Consider the following 25,422-nt stretch of genomic DNA (forward strand, 5'->3'; position numbering starts at 1 on the left):
CCGCCCGGAGGGTCTCCGGGCGGCACCCCGGTTTCAGTAGCTGATGGTGACCGGTACCGTTTCCTGCCCCGCCGCAGCGGGCTGGAAGGCAAGGGATGAGACGTCATTCCGGCCGTCCTGTTCCACAAGGACAGCGCCGTAGGCGGCATCCCCGGATGCAGAGACGACGTAGCCAACCACGTCGGCGTCCTCGGCCTTGTCCGGAACGGCGATGGACGCAGTGGTTCCGCCCGCGATGTCGGCCGTGGACGGTGCCCGGACCTTCCCGTCGGCGGTGATTGCCGCGTAGGTGATGGTGGCCCTGGCGTCCAGGGCACCAAAGACCAGCTGACGGGTCCCGCCCCGTGGAACAGGAACCACGTGCTGGCTGCCAAGCCGCACCCCGGAGGACGCCCAGGCGACATCGGACGGCTGCCCCTCCTGGGTCCCCCGGCTGATGCGTGTGGCGGCAACAAAGGAGACATCGGATGCCGCAGAAACGGTGTAGTGCCCGGCCGGAACGCCCGCAAGCGAAACTTCCGTGATGGAACCGGCTTTGGCGGTGATCACACCGCCGGACGGCAGGGATTTCTGACCGTCGCGGCCATACACTTTGACCTCCACCACTGCATCCGACGGACCCGGAACAGTGATCTGCAGGGCAGGAGCGGCATCCTCGTACCCGGATCTTCCGGTCAAGGCGGCAACTCCGGCCGGATCCTGGATGTCCACGCCGGTCATGACCTGGCGGACCGCGGGGGCCGCCCCGGGTGCGATGAAGTCCACTCCGCCGGGTGTCAGGCCGCGCAGGACGCTTTGCTGGATAGCCGCCGCAACGGGTCCCCCCGCGCTGCGGACATGGACGCTCAGCTGCGGCTCCCCCGGAGCCAGACCGGCGAGTACCACCGAGCGTGTGGTGCCGGGTGCCACGAGCAGGCCACGGCTGCCGGGCGCCTGGATCTGACCGTTGCGGCCGAACAACTCAAGGCTGACCGTGGCCGGGGTGGTGGAAGCGTTTGTCAGGACCAGCACCGATGTACGGCCCACAGTGGTACTGGCGCCGGCCAGCCACTGGTCGTTGGACGGCCGCTGGCAGTTGGCGGCCGCTGTTCCCTGGAGGTCACCGTCCGTTGCCGTGAATTTCATCGCTGCCGCAGCCGACGCCTGCTGGTTTGCCAAAGCATCGGCGCTAACGACTGTTGCCTGGTCCACTTGGCGGTTAGCCAGGACGCCCGCGATGAGTTCCTGGCGCGCACCCTCGGCGGGAACTTCGCCGGAATCCTTGGCGATCTCGACGGCGGTGGTCCCGTCCAGCAGGGACAGCCGGCTGGACGGCAGCACGCCTGCGGCGCCGAGGATGGCCGCGGTCACCGTACTGGCGGCCGTGGCGGATTCCGGGCTGAATTGTGGATCAGTGCCTGCCTGGGTGCCTTCCAGCAGCCGGGCGGGGCCCGGACATACGCCCAGGCTTTCTCCTGCGGGGACGGCGGCAACGGCCGCCGGCAGGTTGCGGCTCGATTCCGGCGCAGGGAGCAAGGATCCCGCGGCCACCACGGCCGCGGCACCCGTCAGGACGAGTGCAGCGGTGGCGAAACCCGCCAGGGTCCCCTTCCGGCGCTTGCCTTCGGGCCCCTGGTTGCCGGCCCCGCCGGGCGCTTCTCCGGCATCCGTTACCGGGGCGTCCGGCGCCTGGCCGGACACGGTGTGCTCATGCATTCTGCTGTTCCTTACGCAGGGAGCCCTCATCCCGGGAGAGGCCGGTCCGCGGCCTTCGTGCCGGCATGGGGATGGCCAGCATGACAGTCAGGCCAATTACCGTGGCCTGGGCTATTCCTGCCCATGCTGCCCAGGGGTTTTCGTAGCGGATTGTCAGGTGGCCGCCGGAAGCGGGAAGCGTGAACGCCTGGGACCATCCGGAGGTGGTTGATGTCAGTTTCCGGCCGTCAAGCCAGGCACTCCAACCGGGATCGGCGCGTTCGGCAAGAACTGCCAGCCGCCCCTCGGGCCCCTCGGGCACCTGGGCATCGACGTCGTTGTAGGCCGACGGCACCAGCGAGACCGTTGATCCGTCCGCGTCCACGATCCGGACCCGGTGGGCGATATCCGCGGGCTGCAGGACGGGCTGGTTCAGCGGGGTGATCCGCCAGAGCCATCCCACGTCGGTCTGTCCCACGGCTACGAGGCCCGGCACCGCGTCCATCCTGCTGGCGGTAAGCTGCGCCGCTGTATCTGCGGAGCGGAGCACAACAAAGCCGACTCCCAGCTGTTCCAGGTCGCTGCGCGGGTCGACGCCCTGGCCGGCCACGAGGGTTGCCACAACGCGCCGGACGGCCGCTGTGACGTCGTCGTCGTCCCGGACCGTTTCAGCCCCCGGAGCACCAATGATGTTCCGTGCGGAAGCGACTGCCGAGAGGCTGTCCAGGGTGGTGCCCGCGCCCCTCATCAGGGAGGCGTCAAAGGAGCCGTTATCCCGCGTGCTGATCATGAGGGTGCGCGTCTGCTCGGGGCCTGTTCCGCGGTCGATGGCTGTAGCCGGCAAGGTCCGCGGGCTGGCGGCCTCCACCAGGCGGGCGGCGCCGAATCCGGGGGATGCCGGACCTTCAGTGTCGGCAGCGCCAACGGGGCCGGCGGCGGAAACAGCTGCGGGACGGAGCAGGTTGCGGGCAGACCAGGCGGCCATCCCGGCCATGGGGCCGACGAGCAGCAGCACCATCCCGAAGGCCATGGCGGAACGTGCCGCGGTGCGCTGCTTCGCGGTGCCTGCAACAGCCTTGTCCGCCACATTGAGGAAGTGCTCTGCCCCCAGCAGGCCCGCCCCCAGGAACGCGAAGGCAGCGGCGGAAACAGCGGGCCCCGTGAAGGGCGTCACGAGCGTGTCGGCGTTCATGCCCGTTGCCACGTGGGAGGCCAGCCAGCCGCCGGCCAAGGCGATCGCTCCGGCCACCCACAGTGACCTGGCCGTCCTGGCGCGGCGGCCCGTGGTGAAAAGTCCCGCCACGGCCAGGACCAGGACTGGCGCACCCACGAGGAGTGCCAACAGCAGGGCCCAGGGGAAGGCGGCGTCCTGGAAGTAGGGAAGGCCGTCCAGTCCTCCGTCGGGGCCGAAGGCCAACGGCTGGCCCAGGAGCTGCTGCCAGAGCGGGGCGGCGGTGAAGCCGAGGGGCAGGCCCGGATCCGCGAGCAGCGCCCTCGGTTTGTCGAGCACGGTCAGGCCGAATGGAATGAAGAGCGCGGCGCTTGGCAGCAGGGCCCACCACACGGTGCGGCCGCGGCGGCCCAGCAGGAGCCCGCAGAGCGCGATCACGGCGGTTGCAGGAATCAGGAGGGAGGGCGCAGATGCAGCGACAACCGCCAGAGCAAGTCCTGCTGCCGCCGCCGCCGTCCATGACGGTGTGCCGTTGATCCCGGGCCGGACAGGAGGCCGGTCCCCGCGGCGCCCGTCCGCGGCAGGCAGAGTGAACCGTCCGTGTCCCACCGCCGAGCCGGTGGCGCGCAGCAGGGCAAGGACCAGCAGGGGGATCATGAGATGGGCAATCAGGGCGCCGGCACGGCCTTGGTTCAGGGCCACCTGGAGAGCGGGGGAAGCGGCCCAGAAGATTGCGGCAGCGAGGCGCAGGCGGCGTCGGACTGTCAATCCGCCCGCAGCAAACCAGGCGGTAAGGGCGGACAACGGGGTGCTGAGCAGGAGGAGCCAGGCCATGGCTGTATTGGCATCCCCGCCGCCGAGGACGCCGAGGATCCACAGGACGTAGCCGAAGGGGTCGCCCCTTCCCGGGAGTCCGGCGCCCAGGCTGATCCACCAGCTGGAGGCGTGGTGCCAGATGTCACCGAGACCCGCAGAAACCGGTATGAGTGCCCCGCCGGCAACGGCGTCGGCGCGGAACAGCCCGGCGAGTCCGAGAAGTGAAGCGACGGATGCGATGATGACCGCCGCCAGGGCCCCATTGCCTACCCACCCGCGTTTGCTGGTGGCCAGGGCAGCGAAATCGTCGGAGGAGTCGCCGCTGGGCTGGTGCGCCAGCGGGTCATGTTCGAGGTCGTCAGCCGGGCTGTTGTCCGAACCGATGGCCTCCATGAGCGACCGCCTGTGGCTCCACACCTCCCGCCGGGGTGTCTGCAGCTTGCGGATGACAGAGCGGCGGATCCGCCGCGACTGCCGGGCTGCCCGGCGGGCCCGCGCCACTGCCCTGGGCCTGCCCAGTGCGGCAACGGTGGCAGCCAGTTGGGAAATCCCGTGCCCCGGGTCCTTGACTGCAATGCTAAGGACCAGCTTGAAGAGACTGCCCAGCAGCGCGCCGGCAGCATGGACCGGCACCATCCAGAGCGGCGAGTGCTTGAGCCGCAGGTGAACCTGCGCTTTTCGGGCCGCTGCGGGATTGCCCAATGCATGGGGCCGGTGGGCCACGTGGAACATGCGGGCGGCAGGGACAACCACAACCCGATGGCCCGCGAGGCGGTTGCGCCAGCAGAAGTCGACGTCGTCTCCGCTGCCCGGAAGTGCGGGATCGAAGCCGCCCAGCTGCTCCCAGACGTCACGGCGAACCAGCATTCCGGCCGAATTCACGGCGAACGTATCGCTGCGGCCGTCGTACTGCCCCTGGTCGAGCTCATCGGCGTCGATAAGGGTGAGCCGCTCGGCCCAGCGGCTGGTGGAGAGGCCGACATCGATCAGCTTCCGTTCCTCGTGCCAGTCCAGCTGCTTGCAGCCGGCGACGGTCACGGAGGGCGCGCGCTCCACGGCGGCGAGCAGTTCAGCAAGGGCTTCCGGTGCAGGGGCGGCATCGTCATGCAGCAGCCAGATCCACTCCGGCATGGCGTCCGCCCCGCCGGCCACCCGGGGCGCGAGTCCTCCGAGGCCCGCGGAAACCGCGGCCCCCATCCCGCCTTTCCCGCGTTCATGGCTCAGGACGCTATGTGCACCAAAGGCCCGCTCAAGGAGGGCCAGCGAGTGATCGCGGGATCCGGTATCGACGCCGATGGCACGGTCCACGGACCGGGTCTGGTCCGCCAAAGCCGAGAGGGTCCTGGGGAGATAGGCACTGCCGTTGTGGGCAACCACAACGGCAGTGACATAAACATCCTGGTGAATTAGATTGCTCGCTTCCTCAGCCGCCGGCGCTCACGCTCGGACAGGCCTCCCCAAATGCCGAACCGTTCGTCATTGGCCAGCGCGTATTCAAGGCATTGCGACCGCACGTTGCAGGCACCGCACACCTTTTTGGCATCGCGGGTGGAGCCGCCCTTCTCCGGGAAGAAGGCCTCGGGGTCCGTCTGGGCGCACAAAGCGTCAGTTTGCCAGCCGAGTTCGCCTTCGTCGTCGAAGTCCTGTTGGAAGGGCAGTCCGATCCACACAGGCTGGGCCGTGCCGGGCGCAGCCAGCTCCATGGGCGGGTCGAGGTCGTCTTCAAGGTCCCCGCCGCCGTCCAGGAGGGCCTCATGCGCGGCAAGGAATGCCGTGGCCTGGTCCTCCAGGATGCCGCTGGCATTCCGGTTGTACCGCTCCGCAGCTTCAGGATCAGCAGGATCCACGTACCAATCGCTCGGCACCCCCCGTGCACGGTATTTTGCCGTTGCCTGGCCGGCCACGACGGCATCTTCCTGGATACGCTCTGCTTGCCCCACGGCGACCCTCCTGATGTTGCAGCCTCTGCCTGGATACGTGGGCACTCGGTTGTGTGCCGGTATTTGCGCAGTCGCTTTAGATACCTAATTACACGTGTGTAACTAGGGCGAGTCAAGCCGCGGCCGGGATAATAATCACTGAAGTTCCCCAACGCCGCGTACGCCACGCCCGGGAATTTTCCTCCGCAGGCCGCCAAGCGGCGGGCACCATAGGCCTGGGCGGCAAATTTGCCCGAAAAACCCGCGCCACTGGCGGGAAGTTACCCGGATTCAGCATAAATAGCAAGCACGCTTAGCATCGCATGTGATAAACATCACTTTCGGCGCGGTGCTTCATAGCCTGCGGAGAAACCGGATGACCCGCCGCCGGGCCGGTGGCAGGATGGTGCCATGACTACTCCTGCGCTCGATCTGATGGCCAGCCTTCGTTCAGGGAACTCAACGTCGCCGCGGCTTACCTGGTACGGCCCGGACGCGGAACGGGTGGAACTCTCCGGACGGGTCCTGGACAACTGGGTGGCCAAGACCAGCAATCTGCTGCAGGACGAACTGGACGCAGCCCCCGGAATGCGGCTTCGCCTCGAGCTGCCTGCACATTGGAAGGCAATGGTGTGGGCACTTGCCAGCTGGCAACTCGGCCTTGAAACCGTGCTGGAGGGAGGCCCTGCGGACTTCCTGGTCACGGCAGATCCGGAATCAGTGGACGGCAGGTACGACGCCGTCATCGCCGTCGCGCTTCCCGCTCTCGCCATGCGCTGGCCGGGGGAGCTTCCTGCGGGTTGCATCGACTACGCTGCGGAAGTGCGCTCCCACGGCGACATCTTCATGGCACATGCAGACGCGGACCCGGCTGTATCAGCACTCGTGGACCGGGAGGGCCGCGGGCACCTGCACCGGGATCTGCTCGACGGTTTCGCCGTTGCCCATGATGAGGGCGTGCGGCTCCATATACCTGCCGGCACCGGTCTTGAGGCAGCACTGGCGAACGCCCTGGGAGCGTGGAAGCAGGGCGGCTCGGTGGTCCTCACGCATCCAGACGTGGAGCTGACGGACAAGCTGCTGGCCGCCGAGCGTATCCACGGCAAATAGTGTTCCCGCCCCGGCTGGCTTTCCACAGCCGGCCCGCCTGAGCCGGAGAGGCCTGCTATGGCTGGCCGGGACCCTCGGAGGAGGCTTCGCGTTCCGCCGCCACCACGTGTTCCTTGGGCTGGTGGTGGAGCTCGATAAGTTCATGGTCGTGCGAGAACTCGGGTTCCTGGTCCAGTTCTTCGTTAAAGACCCAGAAGCGGTAGGCAAAGAACCGGAAAATGGTTCCCAGGACGAGTCCCACAACGCTTCCCGCAATGAAGAGTGACGGCTTGTCGTTGAGGTCCAGCACGTACTTCGCAAACCAGACGCACCCGGAGGCAATCAGAAGCCCCACCAGGTTCATCACGGCGAAGAGCACGGCTTCGCGCACCACGTTGGCCTGCTTGCGGTGCCTGAACGTCCAGTAGCGGTTGGCTACCCAGGAGAAGATACTGGCCACGATGGTGGCAACGGCCTTGGCCCAGACCTCGCTGCCGTGCATCGGACCCGTGAAAAGCCAGATGTAGACCGCGGAGTCGATGACGAACGCCACACCGCCGACAGCTCCGAACTTGGCCACTTCACGCCAAAAAAGCGAGGCCAGTCCCCGAATACGATCTGCAAGTGTGCTAAACATGACCCTCCATGGCCGAATGATCTGTGGGCCACGTGGCCAAAGGCCTATTTTAGCCCCCAAAACTCTGCGCCAGCCTCCCTTGGACCGTCCCGGGATGCCCCCTTCACCTTAATTTGCCTCCTCCGGAGCGGCCGAAAGCCGGGATACCGGACGGTCTTCGGTAGGCTGGCCCATGTGACTTTTCCAGTAATAGGTGTGGTTGGCGGCGGCCAGCTTGCGCGAATGATGGCCCCAGCCGCAACAGCACTCGGTTTCGAACTCCGTGTCCTTGTTGAAGGCGACGACGTTTCGGCGGTTTCGGCCGTGTCCACGTCGCCCGTTGGCGACTATAAGGATCTGCAGACGCTGCTTGACTTCTCAGAAGGCCTGGACGTGATGACCTTTGATCACGAGCACGTGCCCACTGAACACCTGCGGGCCTTGCAGGCGGCCGGCGTCAACGTCCAGCCCGGTCCGGACGCGCTGGTGAATGCGCAGGACAAGCTGGTGATGCGCGCCGCCGTAGACCGGCTCGAACTTCCCAACCCCGCCTGGGCGTCCGTGGACGACGTTGCCGCCCTGGTCAGTTTCGGTGACAAAACGGGCTGGCCAGTGATACTGAAGATGCCGCGCGGCGGTTACGACGGCAAGGGCGTACGGGTCGTAGGGTCCGCCGAAGAGGCCGCCGGGACGGAAGAGTGGTTTGCGGCCATGAGTCCGCTCCTGGCCGAGGCAAAGGTTGACTTCACGCGGGAGCTGTCCGCACTCGTGGCGAGGACGCCCGACGGGGAGGCCCGCGCCTGGCCCGTGGTGCATACGATCCAGGTGGACGGTGTGTGTGACGAAGTGATCGCTCCGGCCCTGGACATCCCCGTTGAGGTTGCGGCGGCAGCAGAAGATGCCGCCCTCCGGATAGCCGGCGAACTGGGAGTCACCGGCGTCCTGGCCGTGGAACTTTTCGAGACTCCCGGCGTGGGGGCAGGGTTTCTCATCAATGAACTCGCCATGCGCCCGCACAACACCGGGCACTGGACCCAGGACGGAGCGGTGACGAGCCAGTTCGAGCAGCACCTTCGCGCTGTCCTGAACCTGCCCCTCGGTGCCACCGATGCCCTGGCCCCGGTGACGGTCATGAAGAACTTCCTCGGCGGAGAAAACCAGGACCTGTACTCAGCATTTCCGCTGGCACTCGCGAGTGAGCCCGCGGCCAAAGTCCACTGCTACGGCAAATCCGTCCGTCCGGGCCGGAAAATTGGCCACGTGAACCTGGTGGGCACGTCCACGGCGGACGTTGATTCGGTCCGGCGCCGTGCCACGAGGGTGGCAAGCATCATCCGCGACGGGCGGGCAGCGGCGGAAGAGACGCCACAAACTTTCGAGGAGAACGCATGAGCGCCCCAGCAACGCCTGCCGCGGGTCCAGCGGCGAACCCCCTGGTGGGCCTGGTCATGGGCTCCGACTCCGACTGGCCGGTCATGGAAGCCGCAGCGGACGCCCTGGCCGAATTCGGGATTCCGTTTGAAGCAGACGTGGTCTCCGCACACAGGATGCCCACCGAGATGATCCGCTACGGGCAAACGGCCCACGAACGCGGACTCCGCGTGATCATCGCCGGGGCCGGCGGCGCCGCGCACCTGCCGGGCATGCTGGCGAGCGTCACTCCCCTGCCGGTGATCGGCGTGCCTGTGCCGCTGAAGACACTGGACGGCATGGACTCCCTGCTGTCGATCGTCCAGATGCCGGCCGGCGTCCCCGTTGCGACGGTTTCCATCGCCGGCGCACGCAACGCCGGACTTCTGGCTGTCCGCATGCTGGCCGCGGGAACCGATGAGCTCGCAGCTTCGCTGCGCACCGACCTTCTCGACTTTGCCGCCGACCTCAACGCTGTAGCCTCCCGCAAGGGGGCAAACCTCCGGCAGAAAGTCAGCGAGGTCTTCGCCGACGGCAACAGCTCCTTCCGGGGCAGCCGTTAGGACCGCCGGCATGTCCAGCAGCAAAGTTCCGCAGTCCGCCTCGGACACGGCCCTGACGGACCCGGTACGTTACCCGGTCAGCGCTTCCCCTCCCGTCCGCACAAAACGTGCCTTCGTGCTGGTCCTGCTGACCCTCCTCGTCCCCGGCAGCGCGCAACTCGTGGCGGGCGACCGCAGGCTGGGCCGGGCAGCACTGCGCGTGACGCTCTGCGTCTGGGCACTCCTGGTGCTGGCCTTGCTTCTGCTCATCGTCAACCGGACCGCGCTGGTCAGCATCATCACCAACCCCTTCGCATCGCTGGCCATCGTCATCGTGCTGGTGGCTCTCGCGGCCGGCTGGGCTGTCCTGTTCATCAACACCCTGCGGCTCATCCGCCCGGTGCTGCTGGCGCCGCCGGCGCGGCCCGCCGTCGGCATTGCCTTGGTGGTGGCACTGGTGCTGGGCAGCGGGTCGCTCGGCTACGCGGCATACCTGCTCAACGTCAGCCGCAACGCCATCGGCAGTATCTTCTCCTCGGGACCGGCGATTGATCCGGTGGACGGACGCTACAACTTCCTGATGATGGGAGGCGACGCCGGTGACGACCGCACCGGCCGGCGGCCGGACAGCCTCTCCGTGCTGAGCGTCGACGCCGAAACCGGCCAGACGGCCATCATCTCGGTACCCCGCAACCTGCAGAACGCGCAGTTCAGTGAGGGCTCCCCCATGCGGGCCATCTACCCGGACGGCTACGACTGCGGCGACGAGTGCCTGATCAACGCCATCAACACAGAGGTAACCAACGAGTACGCAGACCTTTACCCCGGAGTGGCCGATCCAGGCGCCCAGGCGACTTTGGAGGCCGTGTCCGGAACGCTGGGGCTCACCGTCCAGGCTTACGTCCTGGTGGACATGGAGGGCTTCTCCACGCTCATCGACGCCATGGGAGGCATCAGGATCAAGGCGGGCGGCTGGGTTCCCATGAGCGGTTATTTCGACGAATTCAGCAGGACCTACGGCGTGCCGCTGGGATGGATCCCCGCCGGTGAGCAAACACTCAACGGCAACCAGGCACTCTGGTACGGCCGGTCCCGCGAGTACGTTGACGACTACGCCCGCATCCAGCGCCAGCAATGCGTGCAGCAGGCCATGCTGAAGCAGCTGGACCCTGCCACGCTCCTGTCGAAGTTCGAGGACATCGTCAACGCGGGGACCCAAGTGGTGGAATCCAACATTTCCTCAACGCAGTTGGGCAGCTTCGTGGACCTCGCCATCAAGGCAAGAGGCCAGGACGTCAAGCGGCTGACCATCGGCCCGCCGGACTTCGACGCCTCCTTCTCCACGGTCCCGGACTTTGACCAGATCCACGTGCGCGTGGACGAACTTCTGGCTTCTGCATCATCCGCGCAGTCGCTGGGAACCCCTGACGATGCAATTGCTGTGCCCGCCGCCGGCGGCGGACCGGTGCAGGCTGCAGGAGCCTACGCTCCCACTGCTTCCCTGCTGGCCGGCGGAAGCCTTCCGCACCAGCCCACGCCGTCGGACTTCATCCCAGTGACCACAACACCCGACGGCGAGCCGATCACCGAAGAACTGCTGAACCAGCTCAAGCGCGAGGGTAACGAGCAGGCCATCGCCGGGCTCGTGGCCACCAACGGCCAGTGCGCCGCGCTCTAGCCCCGCTACATACGAAAGAAACGGAACCGGTTTTGTACGAGATTGAAAACGTCCTCCGGGATTACGCCTGGGGTTCGACAACGGCGATCGCATCGCTCCTGGGACGCCCGGAATCCGGTGGGCCCGAAGCCGAACTGTGGATCGGGGCGCATACTGATTCGCCGTCCGTGGCGCATGTCCCGGAAGACGGCACCGCGACTCCCCTCGATGCCTTGATCGCCAGCGATCCGGAGCACTTCCTCGGCACCGAATCAGTAACCCGGTTTGGGCCGCGGCTGCCGTTCCTGGCGAAAATCCTGGCCGCAGCCCAGCCGCTGTCCCTCCAGGTGCATCCAAGCCTGGAGCAGGCACGGGCGGGGTTTGCCCGTGAGAACGCGGAAGGTGTGGCGGCGGATGCACCACACCGGAACTACCGCGATGATAACCACAAGCCGGAAATGATCTTCGCGCTGACCCCGTTCGAAGCCCTGTGCGGGTTCCGCCCGCCGGCGGAAACCCGGGAGCTCCTGCTGCACGTCGCCTCAGCTTGTGAATCAGTGGACGCGCAGCCGCCTGCCGTTATCACGGCTCTGCTGGATGACCTGGGCGACGGCGACGAAGGTGCCGGCCTGCGGAAGGCGTTTGAACGCCTCATCACGGGCGGAGAAGCCGTGGCGGAAGCCACCACCCAGGTGGTGGCGTCGCTCCTCTCCCGGGGATCGCTGGCACCCTACGAAGCAGAGCTGGGAACGGCCATCAGCCTAAACGAGAAGTACCCGGGCGATCCCGGCGTCCTCATCTCCCTGCTCCTGAACCGGATATCCCTGCAGCCGGGAGAGTCCGTCTACCTGCCCGCGGGAAACGTCCACGCCTACCTGCACGGGCTGGGCGTGGAGGTCATGGCGTCCTCGGACAACGTCCTGCGCGGCGGGCTGACGCCCAAGTTCGTGGATGTCCCCGAGCTCTTGCGCACCATCGACTTCCACCCCGTGGCCGTGCCGATGCTCAATGCCGAAAAGACCGTCCTGGACCAGGAGCTCTACCGGCCGCCGTTCGAGGAATTCCAGCTGCAGCGGATCGAGCTCGGGCCGAATGATGGCCCCGTCCCGCTGGCGCAGTCCGGGGCCGCCGTGGTCATCGTCGTGGCGGGCGACGTCTACCTGGACTCACCCAAGGGCGACCTGCAGCTTTCACGGGGCGGCAGCGCATTCCTCGCCGCCGCCGAGGCCCCCGTCAACGTCCACCCTGTTGCCGGGAGCACGCAGCCGGCACTGGCGTTTGCGGTGACTACCGGCCTTTAGCCGCGCCGAAGCACCAGACGCGCGCGCCCGGCCGCAGTTTTGACGAGCCGGCGCGCCGTCTGGAGGCCCTTCCGTGCCAGCGGCATGGCCTTTGAGTACGCCGGGTAGAACGGGGACAGCGGCTTTTCCCACGTTCCCAGGAGCATGTTTTCGTGCTTGGCGAACTGCTTCTTGAAGTCCGAAATACCGTCGTTGAGCAGGCCGTTGAAGTCGTACCGGGAGCATCCGTCTTCCCGCATGGACTGCAGCGCCGCCCATTTGACCCCGTAGTTCACGCGCTGCTTCTGCCCCTCGGCGGAGACGCCGCCGTAGAGCTCGAAGGCGGTGGAGCCGCTGCGGGCCAGCCAGACGAACGCCAGCATCTGCTCTCCGTCGAATGCTCCGATGATGGGTGAACCGTCTCCCATGTTCCGGAAAATGTCCCGGTAGTACTGGTCCTCGTGGATACCGAAACCGGCGCGTTCCGCCGTTTCGTGGTAGATCGCGAGCACCTGCTCCAGCTCGGATTCGTTCTTGACCTTCCGGAACTCCACGTCGCTGCGCATTGCCTTGCGGATATTGGCGCGGGTGGACTTGGACATCTCCGCCATCAGTTCGTCATCGGACCTGCGCAGGTCCAGGATGAGCGTCCGCGGGATCAGGACCGTGTTGGTGGACTCCCGGAAACCGGCTTCGGACACCGCGGCCGCGTAGGGCGAGTCCTTGTCCCAGTCCGGTTCAATGCTCAGGGCAACGCCGCGGTGGCGGGCGGCGGCATGGTCCGCAAGGCTGCTGAGGACGGCGGGAGCGTCCTCCACCGAACACATCGGCCCCCTGGGGATGTAGACCAAAGCCCGGAACGGGACAGGAAGCCGCCGGATCAGCAGCTGGGCACAGCCGATCGTGTTGTCGCCGTCGTTCAGGAGCACGCGGTCCACGGACCAGCCGTGCATCGCCTTGGTCTCGCCCCAGCCCCAGAGCTGTTGCGGGTGCCCCTGGAACCGGTCGACGTATTCGTCCCAAAGGGCGCGGTCAGTACAGGGCACAACAGCTGGAATCATGGCTTAAACCCTATACCAAGGCTTAACGCCGGAGCCCCTGAACGCGCTGGGCGTTCCGGGGCTCCGGGTGGAATGCGTGGCCGCGGATCAGCTCTTGCGGGCGTAGCCTTCCCACTTGCTGGCCTGGTGCTCGCCGTCCACGAAGCGGATGGTCCCGGACTTGGAACGCATCACGATGGACTGGGTCAGGACCTTGTCCTTGGAGTAGCGGACGCCCTTCAGGAGGTCACCGTCGGTGATGCCGGTGGCAGCGAAGTAGCAGTTGTCGCTGGAGACGAGGTCGTTGGTGGACAGGACGCGTTCCAGGTCGTGGCCGGCGTCGATTGCCTTCTGCTTTTCTTCGTCGCTGGTGGGCCACAGCCGGCCCTGGATCACGCCGCCAAGGGACTTGATGGCACAGGCCGCGACGATTCCTTCGGGGGTTCCGCCGATGCCCATCAGGGCGTCGACGCCCGTTCCGGAGCGGGCGGCGGCGATGGCACCGGCGACGTCTCCGTCCATGATGAATTTGGTGCGGGCGCCGGCCTCGCGGATTTCCTCGACCAGCGGGCGGTGGCGGTCGCGGTCCAGGATCATGACGTTGAGCTGGTTGACCTTCACGCCCTTGGCCTTGGCGATCAGGTGGAGGTTCTGCTTCACCGGCAGGCGGAGGTCCACCATGTCGGCGGCTTCCGGGCCGGTGACGAGCTTCTCCATGTAGAACACGGCTGAGGGGTCGAACATGGAACCGCGTTCTGCCACGGCCAGGACCGCCAGCGCGTTGTTGATGCCCAGCGCGGTGAGCCGCGTTCCGTCGATGGGATCGACGGCCACATCGCATTCGGGGCCGGTGCCGTCACCGACGCGTTCGCCGTTGAACAGCATGGGGGCTTCGTCTTTTTCGCCTTCACCGATGACCACGACGCCGTTGAAGTGGACCGTCTGCAGGAAGGAGCGCATGGCGTCCACGGCAGCGCCGTCCGCCGTGTTCTTGTCGCCGAAACCCACCCAGTGTCCGCCGGCGATTGCCGCAGCTTCGGTAACCCGGACAAGCTCGAGGGCAAGGTTGCGGTCCGGCTCATCGTTGCCCACAGCCAGGGACGGTGAGATCGTGGAGTACTTCTGGGTCATGGACGCTGGTGACACGTGAACCTCTTCTTCGAGTGGCGATCATTGAACCCGCCCAGCCGGAACAGCGGGACGGTGATTCCTCTACTCCCGATCATAGTCGCGCTCACAGCTCCCGGGACGGCGGATGACGCGGGTGCGCAATGTGCAGGAACGGAGCGGCCGGGCACCCGAGGGCGCCGAATAGAACTTGCGTCCCCGGATGGGCGACTATAGAGGGGTGAATGACATGCAGGAAAAGACCAGTCCCAGTCCCGAGCCGGCCGGATCCGCAGGCAGCCAGGGCGCAGGTGGAACGGGCGCGGATGCCCCGGTTAAGCCTGTCATTCCGGCCGCAGCGGCCAAACGTGCCAACGCTTCGGTGATCGGCATGATCATCGCCCTCGTGGTGAGCATCGCCGCGTTCCTGCCGATCATCCTGATGAACCCGCTGCCCAAAAGCGACGGCTACCGTCCGGACGTCGACGTCGCGGCGGTCTCCAGGAATGCCGCGGATGTGGCGGGATTCACACCGGCGGCCCCCGATACGGGCGGCGCTTTCAGGCCGAACTACGCACGGTGGGAAGCGGGAACCGGCAGCGGGGTGCCCACGTGGGAGGTCGGCTTCCTGACACCCAAGGATTCGTTCATCGCCCTGGTGCAGACCACCAAGGCCAACCCCACCTGGCTGCTGCAGCAGACCCGCAACGCGCCGGTCACCGGCTCGCGCAACGCAGGCGGCCAGGAGTGGGAGCTCCGGGACACCGGCAAAGGCGAGAAATCCCTGGTCCTCGACTACCGCGGAACTACCGTCATCCTGTCCGGCGCCGCCGAACTGGACGAGTTCGCCACCCTCGCTGACGCCGTCGTGAAGTCCATCGACAGCAATCCCGCCGTCACAGTTTCACCTGCGGCCACCACTGCCCCTTAAGGTAAGCAGGGTGACTACCTACCTGACTCCCGCACTTGCCTGGCGCCGCCTGCGCGAAGGAAATGAACGCTTTGTCAACGGTGAAACTTCCCACCCCAACCAGGACGCATCCCGCCGGTCCTCATTGGTGGAGAACCAGCACCCCTTCGCCGTAATTTTCGGCTGCTCGGATTCGCGCCTGGCCGCCGAGATCATCTTCGACGTCGGACTGGGTGACGTATTTGTGGTGCGGACCGCAGGCCAGGTGATTGACGACGCCGTCCTTGGCTCGCTTGAGTACAGCGTCGGTGTGCTCGGGGTCCCCTTGATCGTTGTCCTGGGCCACGACAGCTGCGGTGCCGTCTCCGCCACCAAGTCTGCCGTGGAGACCGGACAGATGCCCACCGGATTCATCAGGGACCTTGTGGAGCGGATCACCCCGTCCGTCCTCACCTCGCTGCGCAACAACGAAACCGAGGTCAACGACATGGTGGTGGAACACGTGAAGCAGACCTCGCAGCGTCTGGTGGACAGCTCACGTGTGATTTCCGACGCAATCCAGGAAGGGCGGACTGCCGTCATCGGCCTGTCCTACAGCCTTGCGGAGGGCCGCGCGAACCTTGTTTCGGGAATCGGCGACCTCTAGAAGGCGCCGAAAAGCCGCGCTGCCGGGACCCGTAGCATGCTCTTCACGGTTTTCGGTGGCACGGCTGATCGCCCTAAGCTAACCCCATGACTTCCACTGAAGAATTCCGCATTGAACACGACACGATGGGCGAAGTCCGCGTCCCCGTGAACGCACTGTACCGTGCACAGACGCAGCGTGCAGTTGAAAACTTCCCCATCTCCGGCAAGACTCTGGAACGCGCCCACATCGAGGCCCTCGCCCGGGTCAAGAAGGCAGCCGCCCAGGCCAACGCTGAACTTGGAGTGCTCGACGGCGAGCTGGCCAAGGCGATCGCGGAGGCTGCCGATGAGGTAGCCACCGGCAAGTACGACGGCGACTTCCCCATCGACGTCTTCCAGACCGGTTCCGGCACGTCCTCGAACATGAACACCAACGAGGTCATCGCCGAACTGGCAACCCGGTCCCTCAAGGCTGCCGGAAGCGACAAGGTTGTCCACCCGAACGACCACGTCAACGCCTCCCAGTCGTCCAACGACGTGTTCCCCACGTCCGTGCACGTGGCCGCAACCTCGGCCCTGATCAACGACCTCATCCCGGCCCTCGGCTACCTGGCCGAATCCCTGGAGCGCAAGGCCGTTGAGTTCAAGGACGTCGTCAAGTCCGGCCGCACCCACCTGATGGACGCCACCCCGGTCACGCTGGGCCAGGAATTCGGCGGCTACGCAGCACAGGTGCGCTACGGCATCGAGCGGATCAACGCTTCGCTCCCCCGCGTTGCCGAAGTTCCGCTGGGCGGCACCGCTGTTGGAACCGGCATCAACACCCCGGCAGGCTTCCCGGAGCGTGTGATCGAGCTCCTCGCCACGGACACCGGCCTGCCGCTGACCGAGGCCCGCGACCACTTCGAGGCACAGGCCAACCGCGACGGCCTCATCGAAGCGTCCAGCCAGCTGCGCAACATCGCCATCTCCTTCATGAAGATCAACAATGACCTGCGCTGGATGGGCTCCGGCCCCAACACCGGCCTCGGCGAAATCGCCATCCCGGACCTGCAGCCCGGCTCCTCGATCATGCCCGGCAAGGTCAACCCCGTCATCTGCGAGGCGTCCATCATGGTCGCCGCCCAGGTCATCGGCAACGACACCGCCATCGCCTGGTCCGGCACCAACGGCGCCTTCGAATTGAACGTCGGCATCCCGGTCATGGCCTCCAACCTGCTTGAATCCATCCGCCTGCTGGCCAACACCAGCCGCGTCATGGCCGACAAGATGATCGACGGCATCACGGCCAACGTGGAGCGTGCCCGCTTCCTGGCAGAGGCTTCGCCGTCCATCGTCACCCCGCTGAACAAGTACATCGGCTACGAGAACGCCGCCAAGATTGCCAAGACGGCCGTGGCCGAAGGCCTCACCGTCCGCCAGGCCACCGAGAAGCTCGGCTTCGTCGGTGACGGTGAAGGCAAGGTCTCCGAAGCCGACCTCGACAAGGCCCTGGATGTCACCACCATGACGTCCCCGGCCCACAAGGCCTGACACCCGCAGCAAGTACGACGGCGGCCGCCCACCTTCCCAGCGAAGGCGGGCGGCCGCCGTCGTTTAAGGCAGGTTGGCGCACCTTCGGCCTCAGGGCCGTCCCGCCGTCGTAGGCACGTAACTTTGCACTATTACTGTCTGAGTGCAAAAATATACTCCATGGAAGAAAGTGCAGTTATTGAGGGCGGGCTCCGCGAACGGAAGCGCGCCGCCACACGTGCAGCCATCACTGCCGCCGCACGGGCACTGACCGCAGAACATGGCCTCAACGGCTATACCGTGGAGGAAGTATGCGAGCGCGCCGACATCTCCCGCCGCACCTTCTTCAACTACTTCCCCACCAAGGAAGACGCGATCATTGGCCACGCGGACGATGACATCCCCGCGGACGTCATCGAGGAATTCATTGAGGGCGGCGCCTCGTCTCCGCCCGGTGAAATCTCCCCCACCCTGTTCCAGGACCTGGTGCGGCTCTCCCTGCGGCTTTCCGAGGGCATGGCCGGCTCCGAGGAGGACACCCGGCAGCTGATCGGCGTGATCAAAAAAGAGCCCCAGCTGATCCTGAGGATCATCGGCATCACCGAGCAGCGCGAGGCGCAGTTCGCCCGCGACGTCGCCCGCCGGGAAGGCGTGGCCGCGGACCATCCCGTGGTGCAGATGGCCGTGGTGTTGCTTGGCACCATCGCCCGCAAGAGCAGCATGGCCTACTTCTCCGACGGCAACACCCGCCCTTACCCCGACCTGCTGATGGAAAACATCACGGCCGCCAGCACACTCTTCTCCCAGCCCCTCGGACACCCTGAAACCCCCGCCGCAGAAGGACAACCATGAGTATCGCCACCAAGCCGCCAGCGGGCCCCCTGCTGCTGACGCAGAAACGCATCTGGATCATCTTCTCGGCGCTGATCGCCGGGATGCTGCTGTCCAGCCTCGACCAGACCATTGTCTCCACCGCCATGCCCACCATCGTGGGCAAGCTCGGCGGGGTGGAACACCAGGCCTGGATTACTACCGCCTACCTGCTGGCCACCACCATCGTGATGCCCATCTATGGCAAGTTCGGCGACGTCCTGGGCCGGCGCAACCTCTTCCTGATAGCCATCGCGTTATTCACGCTCGCCTCGGTTGGCTGCGCCCTCGCCACCGATTTCTGGGGCTTTGTCATCTTCCGCGCCATCCAGGGCCTGGGCGGCGGCGGACTGATGATCCTCTCGCAGGCGATCATTGCCGACATCGTGCCCGCCAAGGACCGCGGCAAGTACATGGGCCCGCTCGGCGCCATCTTCGGCCTCTCCGCCGTGGCCGGTCCCCTGCTGGGCGGCTTCTTTGTGGACCACATGACCTGGGAATGGGCCTTCTACATCAACATCCCCATCGGCATCGCCGCTTTCGCCATCGCCTGGTTCACCCTGACGCTTCCCAACAAGAAGGCCGAGAAGCGGATCGACATCCTGGGCGTTGTTTTGCTCTCCGCCGCCACCACGTGCCTCATCTTCTTCACCGACTTCGGCGGCAAGAAGGATGAAGGCTGGGACTCCCCGTTGACCTGGGCCTTTGGTGCCGGGCTGCTGGTTTCGGCTGCCGCCTTTGTTATGGTCGAGCGCCGCGCCGAGGACCCCATCATTCCGCTGAGCCTCTTCCGGAACCGCATCTTCGTCAACGCCACGGCCATCGGCTTCACCCTGGGCCTGGGCATGTTTTCGGCGCTGGCCTTCGTGCCCACCTTCCTCCAGATGTCCTCCGGTACTTCGGCAGCGGAATCGGGCCTGCTGATGCTGCCGATGATGGCGGGCCTGATGGGCACCTCCATCTACTCGGGCATTCGGATCTCCAAGACCGGCAAGTACAGGATGTACCCCATCCTGGGTGCAGCCCTTACCATGGCGGCCATGCTGTGGATGACCACCCTTGCCGCTGCCACCCCCATCTGGGTCATCTGCGTCCAGCTGTTCTTCTTCGGGGCAGGGCTCGGCCTGATCATGCAGGTGACAGTCCTGGTGGTGCAGAACTCCGTCCCGGCCGATCAGATCGGCACCGCCACCAGCACCAACAACTACTTCCGCGAGGTAGGAGCCGCCATGGGCGTAGCGGTGTTCGGCGCGATTTTCACCAACAGGCTGTCCGAGTCCCTCACCAGTGCTTTCACCGGCGCCGGCGCATCTGCTGAACAGGCGGCACAGTCCACCAGCACCCTGGACCCGCACGCGCTGACCCAGCTCCCGGAGCAGCTGCGTGATGCCGTGGTCAACGCCTACGCAGGCTCCCTTGCCCCGGTGTTCTGGTACCTGCTGCCCTTTATCGCCGTGGCCCTGCTGCTGGCCATCACGCTCAAGCAGATCCCGCTCTCGGACACCGCCGGGATGGTGGCGCGCGGTGAGGCGGTCGGCGGCGAGGAAGCCGAGCTTCTTGCCGCCGGGCTTGCCGGCCAGGCCGGAAACAGCGTGAGGGACGACGACGGCGGGCTGGTCTCCCAAGGCCGCTGACCGCCGTCGTACTCCCCCAGCCGTGGCCGGGACGGGTGCCGCTGCACGGGAAACGGGGACGCCGCAATCCTGGGAGATTGCGGCGTCCCTGTTTTTAGTAGCTGGTCAGGGTTCGAAGTGCGCCGCCTCGGCAGGTGCCAGGGCGTGGCGGATGCTGGTCAGGTGCCCCGGCATGAGGTCGTCGGGAAGTTCATCCATTGTGAACCAGCTGACCGCCAGGGATTCGTCGTCGTTGACCCTTGCAGTCCCGCTGATGTACCGGCATAGAAAAACCACGTCGAGGAACTCGCAGACGTCACCGTTCGGGTAAGTGAAAGGGCCCACGGCCCCCACGGACACCACACGCTCGGCTTCTGCCACCACGGCGGTTTCCTCAAAAATTTCCCGCACAAGACCGCGGGCCGGCTGCTCCCCCGGATCCAGTATTCCGCTGATCAGCGCCCACTGCCGGTTGTCTGCCCGCTGGGCGAGCAGGATGCGGCCTGCAGCGTCCACCACCACTCCCCTGACCGCGGGGACCCACAGCGGGGCATTACCAATCTTCTTCCGTAAACTCAGGATGTAGTCAGGCGCAGGCATACGGACAGCCTACCCAGTGCTGCTTCTCAGGCAGGCAGCAGCATGGCGGCGGCCGCCCCGGCCAGCATGAAGGGGCCAAACGGGATGGAGGACTTCAGTGTTCCCCGCCGCGCCGCAAGCAGGGCAATGGACCACAGGCCACCCAGCAGGAACGCCAGGAAAGTACCGGCAAAAAGGTGCCCCCAGCCCAGGTAGCCCAGGTACATCCCCAGCACCCCGGCCAGCTTGACGTCACCAAACCCCATGCCCGGCGGATAAACAAGCCGAAGGACGAAGTAGAAGAGCCACAGCAGCCCCGCTCCGGCCACCACGCGCACCGGAACGGCGAGCAGGGCGGGCAGCGGACCCTCCGGCTCGGCGGCACCCGCCACAGCAGCTGCCATCAGCAGCAGCACTCCGGCCACGGCATAGGACGGGAATACGATCCGGTTGGGCAGGAGATGGTGACGGACATCGATCACCGTCAGCCGGACAGCCATCACGGCAAAGTACAGGCACGCCGCAAGCACCAGCCAAAAGGCCACCGGATTGTGCTGCCACAGTTCGCCGAGTCGTCCGATCACCCTCCGGATGCTACTGGAATTCCCCTGGCCGCCCTACCGCCCCCGCGTAAACTGTGGATATGGCGACATGGGATAGCCGGCACCGCCCGGACCCGAACGGCGGCGCACCCCCCGCAGATCCGATCACCACGTTCCGCAACCTGTGCCGGTCCTCGCCGTGGAAGTGGCAGTCCCTGCGCTTTGAATACTGGGACGAACCCTTTGCGGAGGCACCTTCTCCCGGCGCACCCCTGGTCAGGGCGTGGCTACGCCGGCCGGGGGCACTCCGCCTGGAAAGCCCTGAGGGACTGGTCCTCCACAGCACCACCGGCATCAACGACTCGCGGGATGGCTCCTACGTCAGTTCCACCCGGAAATCCTGGCTGCTGCCCCCGCATCTGGTCACCCCCGTCTACGATGATGCGGGCCTGGTCAAGCGCCGGCCCGAGGCAGCCTACGGGGAGCCCGGATTCGGGAACGGCCGCTTCTCGGCAGCACTCGATCCGGTGGAACTCGCCGGCAACGCACCGGTTCCCCTGGAGTTCCCGGGCAGCAACGCAGTCCAGGTACAGGAACTTCACACCGTCGACCACGAGGGCATGCCGGCGTTCGAGGCACTTGTGACGCCCACGGCGGCCTACCATCCCGGTGACCCCGCAGCGCCCCTCTGCCTTCCGGGGCCGTCCCGCATCCGGGTGGACCTGGGCACCGGGGTCTGCGTGGCCAGCCAGTCCTTGGAACCCGGGAACGAAGAATACGGCCACTGGCTCCGGATCATCGCCGTGGACGAGTACATGCTCGATGACCTGTTCCTGGCCGAATCGATGAACCTTACGGACGTGCGGCGGCACATCAGCTGGGACATCCCGGCCTGACCCTTTCCGCGCCATCAGCTAGGCTTCGCTGATGACTACGCTGAGCTCCGTCTGGCCACTCTTCGACCTCAGGCTGGCCACCCCACGGCTCGAACTCCGCCCAATCACGGACGACGAGATCCCCAGCGCCGTGGCCGCGGCCCGCAGCGGCATCCACCAAGCCGGCAGGAACCCGTTCAGCACCCCCTGGGCCGAGCTTCCCGCAGAGGAGCTCGGCCCCAACATGGCCCGCTGGTACTGGAAATGCCGCGCGGAATGTACCCCCGAAAGCTGGACCCTGCTCCTGGGCATCTGGCGCGGCGGGGAATTCCTGGGCTGCCAGGACGTGGGCGCGAAGGACTTCGCCACCCTTCGCACAGTTTCCACCGGCTCCTGGCTCAAGCAGTCCGCCCAGGGGCAGGGACTGGGCAAGGAGATGCGCGCCGCGGTCGCACTGTACGCCTTCGACTGGCTCGGCGCCGACGCCGCCGAATCAGAGGCAGCAGCCTGGAACAAAGCCTCCCTGGGTGTCTCCCGCTCCCTCGGCTACGAGCTCAACGGAACCACCCGCAAGGCCTGGGGCACCAAGGCCGAAACAGTCCAGCACGTCCGCCTCACCCCCGAGACCTTCAAACGCCCCGACTGGACCCTCCACGTAGAGGGCCACGAAGCAGCAGCAGCGTTCCTCAAGGTCACTTAGTGCCCGGTGGCTGGGTCCGTCCGTCGCTAACACTTCGTCGTCAGGTTGAGTGCGGCGCCGTGGCTGGGTTCGCCAGGCCACGGTCCTTCTCCGTCGCTTAGACACGACGCATAGGGCCACCTGCGGTCGCTGGGCGACCTCCGGCAGCCGATGCGCCGCGATGCGCTCCTACGAGAAGGCCCGTGACCAGGCTTGTGAGCACGTTCGTCTCGCGCGGTGAGGCAAGGCACACGTGGGTCGCCAGCGCTTCGCGTAGGAGCGCATCGCCGACCAGAGCGCTGCGCAGGTCGTCCGCGACCGGAGCGGCGCGGCGGGAGGTGTCTAAGCGACGGCGAAGTGCTGGGGACCCACGGACCCGGCTACTGCCACACACGAAAGGGCCGCGACCAGCCCAAACGCGGTCACGGCCCTTCCTCCAGGGGACCTAGCCTTCGAGCAGTTCTGTGACCAGGGCTGCTATTGGCGAGCGTTCGGAGCGGGTCAGGGTGACGTGGCCGAAGAGCGGGTGTCCTTTCAGGGTTTCGACGACGGCGGCGATTCCGTCGTGGCGTCCGACGCGGAGGTTGTCGCGCTGGGCGACGTCGTGGGTCAGCACGATCTTGGAGTTCTGGCCGATGCGGCTCATGACGGTGAGGAGGACGTTCTTTTCGAGGGACTGGGCCTCGTCCACGATCACGAAGGCGTCGTGGAGGGAGCGGCCGCGGATGTGGGTGAGGGGCATGACCTCGAGCATGCCGCGGTCCATGACCTCCTCCACCACTTCCTGGCTGACCAGCGCGCCGAGGGTGTCGAAAACGGCCTGGGCCCAGGGATTCATCTTTTCGGACTCGGAGCCTGGCAGGTAGCCCAGTTCCTGCCCGCCCACGGCGTAGAGGGGACGGAAGACGATCACCTTGCGGTGCTCGCGGCGTTCCAGTACGGCTTCCAGGCCGGCGCAGAGTGCCAGGGCTGACTTGCCGGTGCCGGCCCTGCCACCGATCGATACGATTCCGACGGCGGGATCCATCAGCATGTCGATGGCCAGGCGCTGTTCGGCGGACCGGCCGTGGAGGCCGAAGACGTCCCGGTCGCCCTTCACCAGGCGGACCTGCTTGTCGGGGCCTACCCGGCCCAGGGCGGATCCCCGGTTGGAAAGCAGGACGAGTCCGGTGTTGACCGGCATCTCGGCTGCCGCGGGGATGAAGACCGGCTCATGGCCGTACAGAGCGGAGATTTCCTGTTCGTTGGCTTCAACCTCGGCAACGCCTGTCCAGCCTGAATCCTTGACCAGCTCGTTGCGGTATTCGTCGGCGGTGAGCCCCATGGCGGAGGCCTTGACCCGCATCGGCAGGTCCTTGGACACTACCGTAACGTCCCGGCCCTCGTTGGAGAGGTTCTTGGCTACGGCGAGGATGCGGCTGTCGTTGTCGCCGCTGCGGAAGCCCAGTGGCAGCACCTCTGCGGAAATGTGGTTCAGCTCCACCATGAGGGTGCCGCCGTCGTCTCCGATGGGGATGGGCTGGTTGAGGCCGCCATGTTTGACCCGGAGGTCGTCGAGGAGCCGGAGTGCCTTGCGTGCGAAGTAGCCGAGTTCGGGATCATGCCGCTTGGCCTCAAGCTCGGTGATAACCACCACCGGGACGATGACTTCGTGTTCGGCGAAGCGAAGCAGTGCGCGGGGGTCGGACAGCAGGACCGAGGTGTCGATCACGAAGGTGTGGATGTCGGCTTCCTTTCCGGAGACGGCAAAACCGGCCGCAGCATCCGTTGCTGCGCCGGTTTGTGTGGTGGCTCGCATGGCGCGAGAGGTAGCTTTCCCTCCCTGGTCAAAAACGACCTCGGGCAGTTGTTCAGAAGTAGCCACATCGACTCCAGCCCCGGGCGCCAGCCCGGATTTGTTATTGGTGAGGCGGCTCGGCCACGAGGCCGGGTCCGGCCTCCCATACAACCGGTGCGATGTTTCGCTCCATGTACTGGCCTCCCCGATCAGCCGGCGGTTTTGCCTGCTGATGGATATAACGTAATTCCACCCCAAGTAATTTCCGCAACCATTACGCGGCGATTCCTGTTGCGCTTGCGTGAACTCGCAGTGAATGGCGGACGTCAGGAGCCGAAGCGCCGCTGCCTGCCCGCGTAGTCGCGGAGGGCACGCAGGAAGTCCACCTTGCGGAAGGCGGGCCAGAGCGCCTCGCAGAAGTAGAACTCGCTGTAGGCGCTTTGCCACATGAGGAAACCCGAGAGCCGTTGCTCGCCGGAAGTCCGTATCACCAGGTCAGGGTCCGGCTGCCCGCGGGTGTAGAGGAAGCGGGAAATGTCGTCCACGCTCAGCTCGTCGGCAAGCTGCGGGATGTCCTTGCCTTTGGCCATGGCGTCGCGCAGGAGTTCGCGCACGGCGTCCACGATTTCCCGGCGCCCGCCATAGCCCACCGCAACGTTGACGTGGATCTTCTCGCGGACCGGCGTGCGCGCAGTCAGCTTGTTCAGGCGCTCGGCGAGGTATTCGGGAAGCAGTTCGGGCGCCCCCATCGCGTGGACGGAGATGTTGGAGTCCTCGTCCAGGCGGTCCAAGGTGTTGGCGATGATGCCCATCAGGAGGTCCAGCTCTTCGCTGGAGCGGTTCATGTTGTCCGTGGACAGCATGTAGAGCGTGACCACCTTAACGCCGAGCTCCTGGCACCAGCCCAGGAACTCATGGATCTTGTCCGCACCTGCCTGGTGGCCCTGGCTGGTGGGGGCGTTGAACTGCTTGGCCCACCGCCTGTTGCCGTCCACCATGACCCCAATATGGCGCGGGATCCGGTCCCGGGATAGGTCTTTGAGGAGCCTGCGCTCGTAAAAGCCGTAGAGGAACCCGGGCAACTCCACGCGTCCACTCACCTGACTTCCTTGCTGTA

At 66.1% G+C, this 25,422-nt stretch carries 22 protein-coding genes; 12 read left to right on the forward strand and 10 right to left on the reverse strand.

Annotated features, from left to right (window positions below; translation table 11 throughout):
• Nucleotides 1–33: 33 nt before the first annotated feature.
• From B5520_RS03665 to B5520_RS03675, 3 genes are read right to left on the reverse strand one after another with little or no spacing between them, the layout of a single operon-like run.
• A complete protein-coding gene (locus tag B5520_RS03665) occupies nucleotides 34–1,695 on the reverse strand; it encodes a DUF5719 family protein (RefSeq protein ID WP_079595675.1) in 1,662 nt (553 codons plus the stop codon).
• On the reverse strand, nucleotides 1,688–5,038 hold the full coding sequence (locus B5520_RS03670; protein WP_079595676.1) for a glycosyltransferase: 3,351 nt from the start codon (nucleotides 5,036–5,038) through the stop codon (nucleotides 1,688–1,690). The genes B5520_RS03665 and B5520_RS03670 overlap by 8 nt, the downstream gene beginning before the upstream one ends.
• Before the next feature lie 29 nt (nucleotides 5,039–5,067).
• Nucleotides 5,068–5,601 (reverse strand): WhiB family transcriptional regulator, encoded by a 534-nt coding sequence (locus B5520_RS03675; protein WP_079595677.1) that lies wholly within the window; start codon nucleotides 5,599–5,601, stop codon nucleotides 5,068–5,070.
• A 390-nt stretch (nucleotides 5,602–5,991) separates the two neighbouring features.
• Between B5520_RS03675 and B5520_RS03680 the strand changes: the two genes are divergently transcribed.
• Nucleotides 5,992–6,690, forward strand: coding sequence for a TIGR03089 family protein (locus B5520_RS03680; protein WP_079595678.1), 699 nt, complete (start codon nucleotides 5,992–5,994; stop codon nucleotides 6,688–6,690).
• Between the two features lie 55 nt (nucleotides 6,691–6,745).
• Here B5520_RS03680 and B5520_RS03685 read toward each other — a convergent pair whose 3' ends face one another.
• Entirely contained in the window at nucleotides 6,746–7,306 is a 561-nt protein-coding gene (locus tag B5520_RS03685; RefSeq protein ID WP_079595679.1) for a GtrA family protein, read from the reverse strand.
• 174 nt (nucleotides 7,307–7,480) lie between these two features.
• Between B5520_RS03685 and B5520_RS03690 the strand changes: the two genes are divergently transcribed.
• The 4 genes from B5520_RS03690 to manA are packed head-to-tail and all read left to right on the forward strand — an operon-like array spanning nucleotide 7,481 to nucleotide 12,195.
• The gene (locus tag B5520_RS03690) at nucleotides 7,481–8,677 is read left to right on the forward strand and encodes a 5-(carboxyamino)imidazole ribonucleotide synthase (protein ID WP_079595680.1); all 1,197 of its coding nucleotides are present in this window, start codon (nucleotides 7,481–7,483) and stop codon (nucleotides 8,675–8,677) included.
• Nucleotides 8,674–9,258: a 5-(carboxyamino)imidazole ribonucleotide mutase gene (gene purE / locus B5520_RS03695; RefSeq protein WP_079595681.1), complete on the forward strand. Its 585-nt coding sequence runs from the start codon at nucleotides 8,674–8,676 to the stop codon at nucleotides 9,256–9,258. Before B5520_RS03690 ends, purE begins: the two co-directional genes overlap by 4 nt.
• A 10-nt stretch (nucleotides 9,259–9,268) precedes the next feature.
• Nucleotides 9,269–10,915: an LCP family protein gene (locus B5520_RS03700; RefSeq protein WP_079595682.1), complete on the forward strand. Its 1,647-nt coding sequence runs from the start codon at nucleotides 9,269–9,271 to the stop codon at nucleotides 10,913–10,915.
• A gap of 32 nt (nucleotides 10,916–10,947) precedes the next feature.
• Complete coding sequence (gene manA / locus B5520_RS03705) at nucleotides 10,948–12,195, forward strand: mannose-6-phosphate isomerase, class I (protein WP_079595683.1); 1,248 nt, start codon at nucleotides 10,948–10,950, stop codon at nucleotides 12,193–12,195.
• On the opposite strand, the gene B5520_RS03710 is transcribed toward manA, so the two are convergent.
• Together B5520_RS03710 and glpX are read right to left on the reverse strand one after the other, a co-directional pair.
• The gene (locus B5520_RS03710; protein WP_079595684.1) at nucleotides 12,192–13,235 is read right to left on the reverse strand and encodes a lipid II:glycine glycyltransferase FemX; all 1,044 of its coding nucleotides are present in this window, start codon (nucleotides 13,233–13,235) and stop codon (nucleotides 12,192–12,194) included. The two genes, manA and B5520_RS03710, sit on opposite strands and share 4 nt — an antisense overlap.
• 87 nt (nucleotides 13,236–13,322) lie before the next feature.
• Complete coding sequence (glpX, locus tag B5520_RS03715; RefSeq protein ID WP_176156781.1) at nucleotides 13,323–14,345, reverse strand: class II fructose-bisphosphatase; 1,023 nt, start codon at nucleotides 14,343–14,345, stop codon at nucleotides 13,323–13,325.
• Nucleotides 14,346–14,571: 226 nt separating this feature from the next.
• Between glpX and B5520_RS03720 the strand changes: the two genes are divergently transcribed.
• The 5 genes from B5520_RS03720 (at nucleotide 14,572) to B5520_RS03740 (ending at nucleotide 19,874) form a co-directional block, all read left to right on the forward strand.
• Nucleotides 14,572–15,252 carry a DUF4245 domain-containing protein gene (locus B5520_RS03720; protein ID WP_079595685.1) on the forward strand — a complete coding sequence of 227 codons (681 nt, stop codon included), beginning with the start codon at nucleotides 14,572–14,574 and terminating at the stop codon, nucleotides 15,250–15,252.
• A gap of 10 nt (nucleotides 15,253–15,262) precedes the next feature.
• Entirely contained in the window at nucleotides 15,263–15,877 is a 615-nt protein-coding gene (locus B5520_RS03725; RefSeq protein WP_079595686.1) for a carbonic anhydrase, read from the forward strand.
• An 86-nt stretch (nucleotides 15,878–15,963) separates the two neighbouring features.
• Nucleotides 15,964–17,391, forward strand: a complete 1,428-nt coding sequence (locus B5520_RS03730; RefSeq protein ID WP_079595687.1) for a class II fumarate hydratase — start codon at nucleotides 15,964–15,966, stop codon at nucleotides 17,389–17,391.
• A 159-nt stretch (nucleotides 17,392–17,550) separates the two neighbouring features.
• Nucleotides 17,551–18,222 carry a TetR/AcrR family transcriptional regulator gene (locus B5520_RS03735; protein WP_079595688.1) on the forward strand — a complete coding sequence of 224 codons (672 nt, stop codon included), beginning with the start codon at nucleotides 17,551–17,553 and terminating at the stop codon, nucleotides 18,220–18,222.
• Entirely contained in the window at nucleotides 18,219–19,874 is a 1,656-nt protein-coding gene (locus tag B5520_RS03740) for an MDR family MFS transporter (protein ID WP_079595689.1), read from the forward strand. The genes B5520_RS03735 and B5520_RS03740 overlap by 4 nt, the downstream gene beginning before the upstream one ends.
• A 105-nt stretch (nucleotides 19,875–19,979) precedes the next feature.
• Here B5520_RS03740 and B5520_RS03745 read toward each other — a convergent pair whose 3' ends face one another.
• Nucleotides 19,980–20,453 (reverse strand): NUDIX hydrolase, encoded by a 474-nt coding sequence (locus B5520_RS03745; protein WP_079595690.1) that lies wholly within the window; start codon nucleotides 20,451–20,453, stop codon nucleotides 19,980–19,982.
• A 26-nt stretch (nucleotides 20,454–20,479) separates the two neighbouring features.
• Nucleotides 20,480–21,016 carry a prepilin peptidase gene (locus B5520_RS03750; protein WP_079595691.1) on the reverse strand — a complete coding sequence of 179 codons (537 nt, stop codon included), beginning with the start codon at nucleotides 21,014–21,016 and terminating at the stop codon, nucleotides 20,480–20,482.
• Nucleotides 21,017–21,075: 59 nt separating this feature from the next.
• Here B5520_RS03750 and B5520_RS03755 point away from each other — a divergent pair, with 59 nt between their 5' ends.
• Both B5520_RS03755 and B5520_RS03760 read left to right on the forward strand, forming a co-directional pair.
• Nucleotides 21,076–21,870: a hypothetical protein gene (locus B5520_RS03755; RefSeq protein ID WP_176156752.1), complete on the forward strand. Its 795-nt coding sequence runs from the start codon at nucleotides 21,076–21,078 to the stop codon at nucleotides 21,868–21,870.
• 31 nt (nucleotides 21,871–21,901) lie between these two features.
• Nucleotides 21,902–22,549: a GNAT family N-acetyltransferase gene (locus B5520_RS03760; protein WP_079595692.1), complete on the forward strand. Its 648-nt coding sequence runs from the start codon at nucleotides 21,902–21,904 to the stop codon at nucleotides 22,547–22,549.
• Nucleotides 22,550–22,973: 424 nt separating this feature from the next.
• Here the strand turns inward: B5520_RS03760 and B5520_RS03765 are convergent, their stop codons facing one another.
• A complete protein-coding gene (locus tag B5520_RS03765; protein WP_079595693.1) occupies nucleotides 22,974–24,392 on the reverse strand; it encodes a PhoH family protein in 1,419 nt (472 codons plus the stop codon).
• 239 nt (nucleotides 24,393–24,631) lie between these two features.
• On the reverse strand, nucleotides 24,632–25,393 hold the full coding sequence (locus B5520_RS03770) for an isoprenyl transferase (protein ID WP_079595694.1): 762 nt from the start codon (nucleotides 25,391–25,393) through the stop codon (nucleotides 24,632–24,634).
• Nucleotides 25,394–25,422: the final 29 nt, after the last annotated feature.

Source organism: Arthrobacter sp. P2b, assembly GCF_900168295.1.
Classification (GTDB): Bacteria; Actinomycetota; Actinomycetes; order Actinomycetales; family Micrococcaceae; genus Arthrobacter.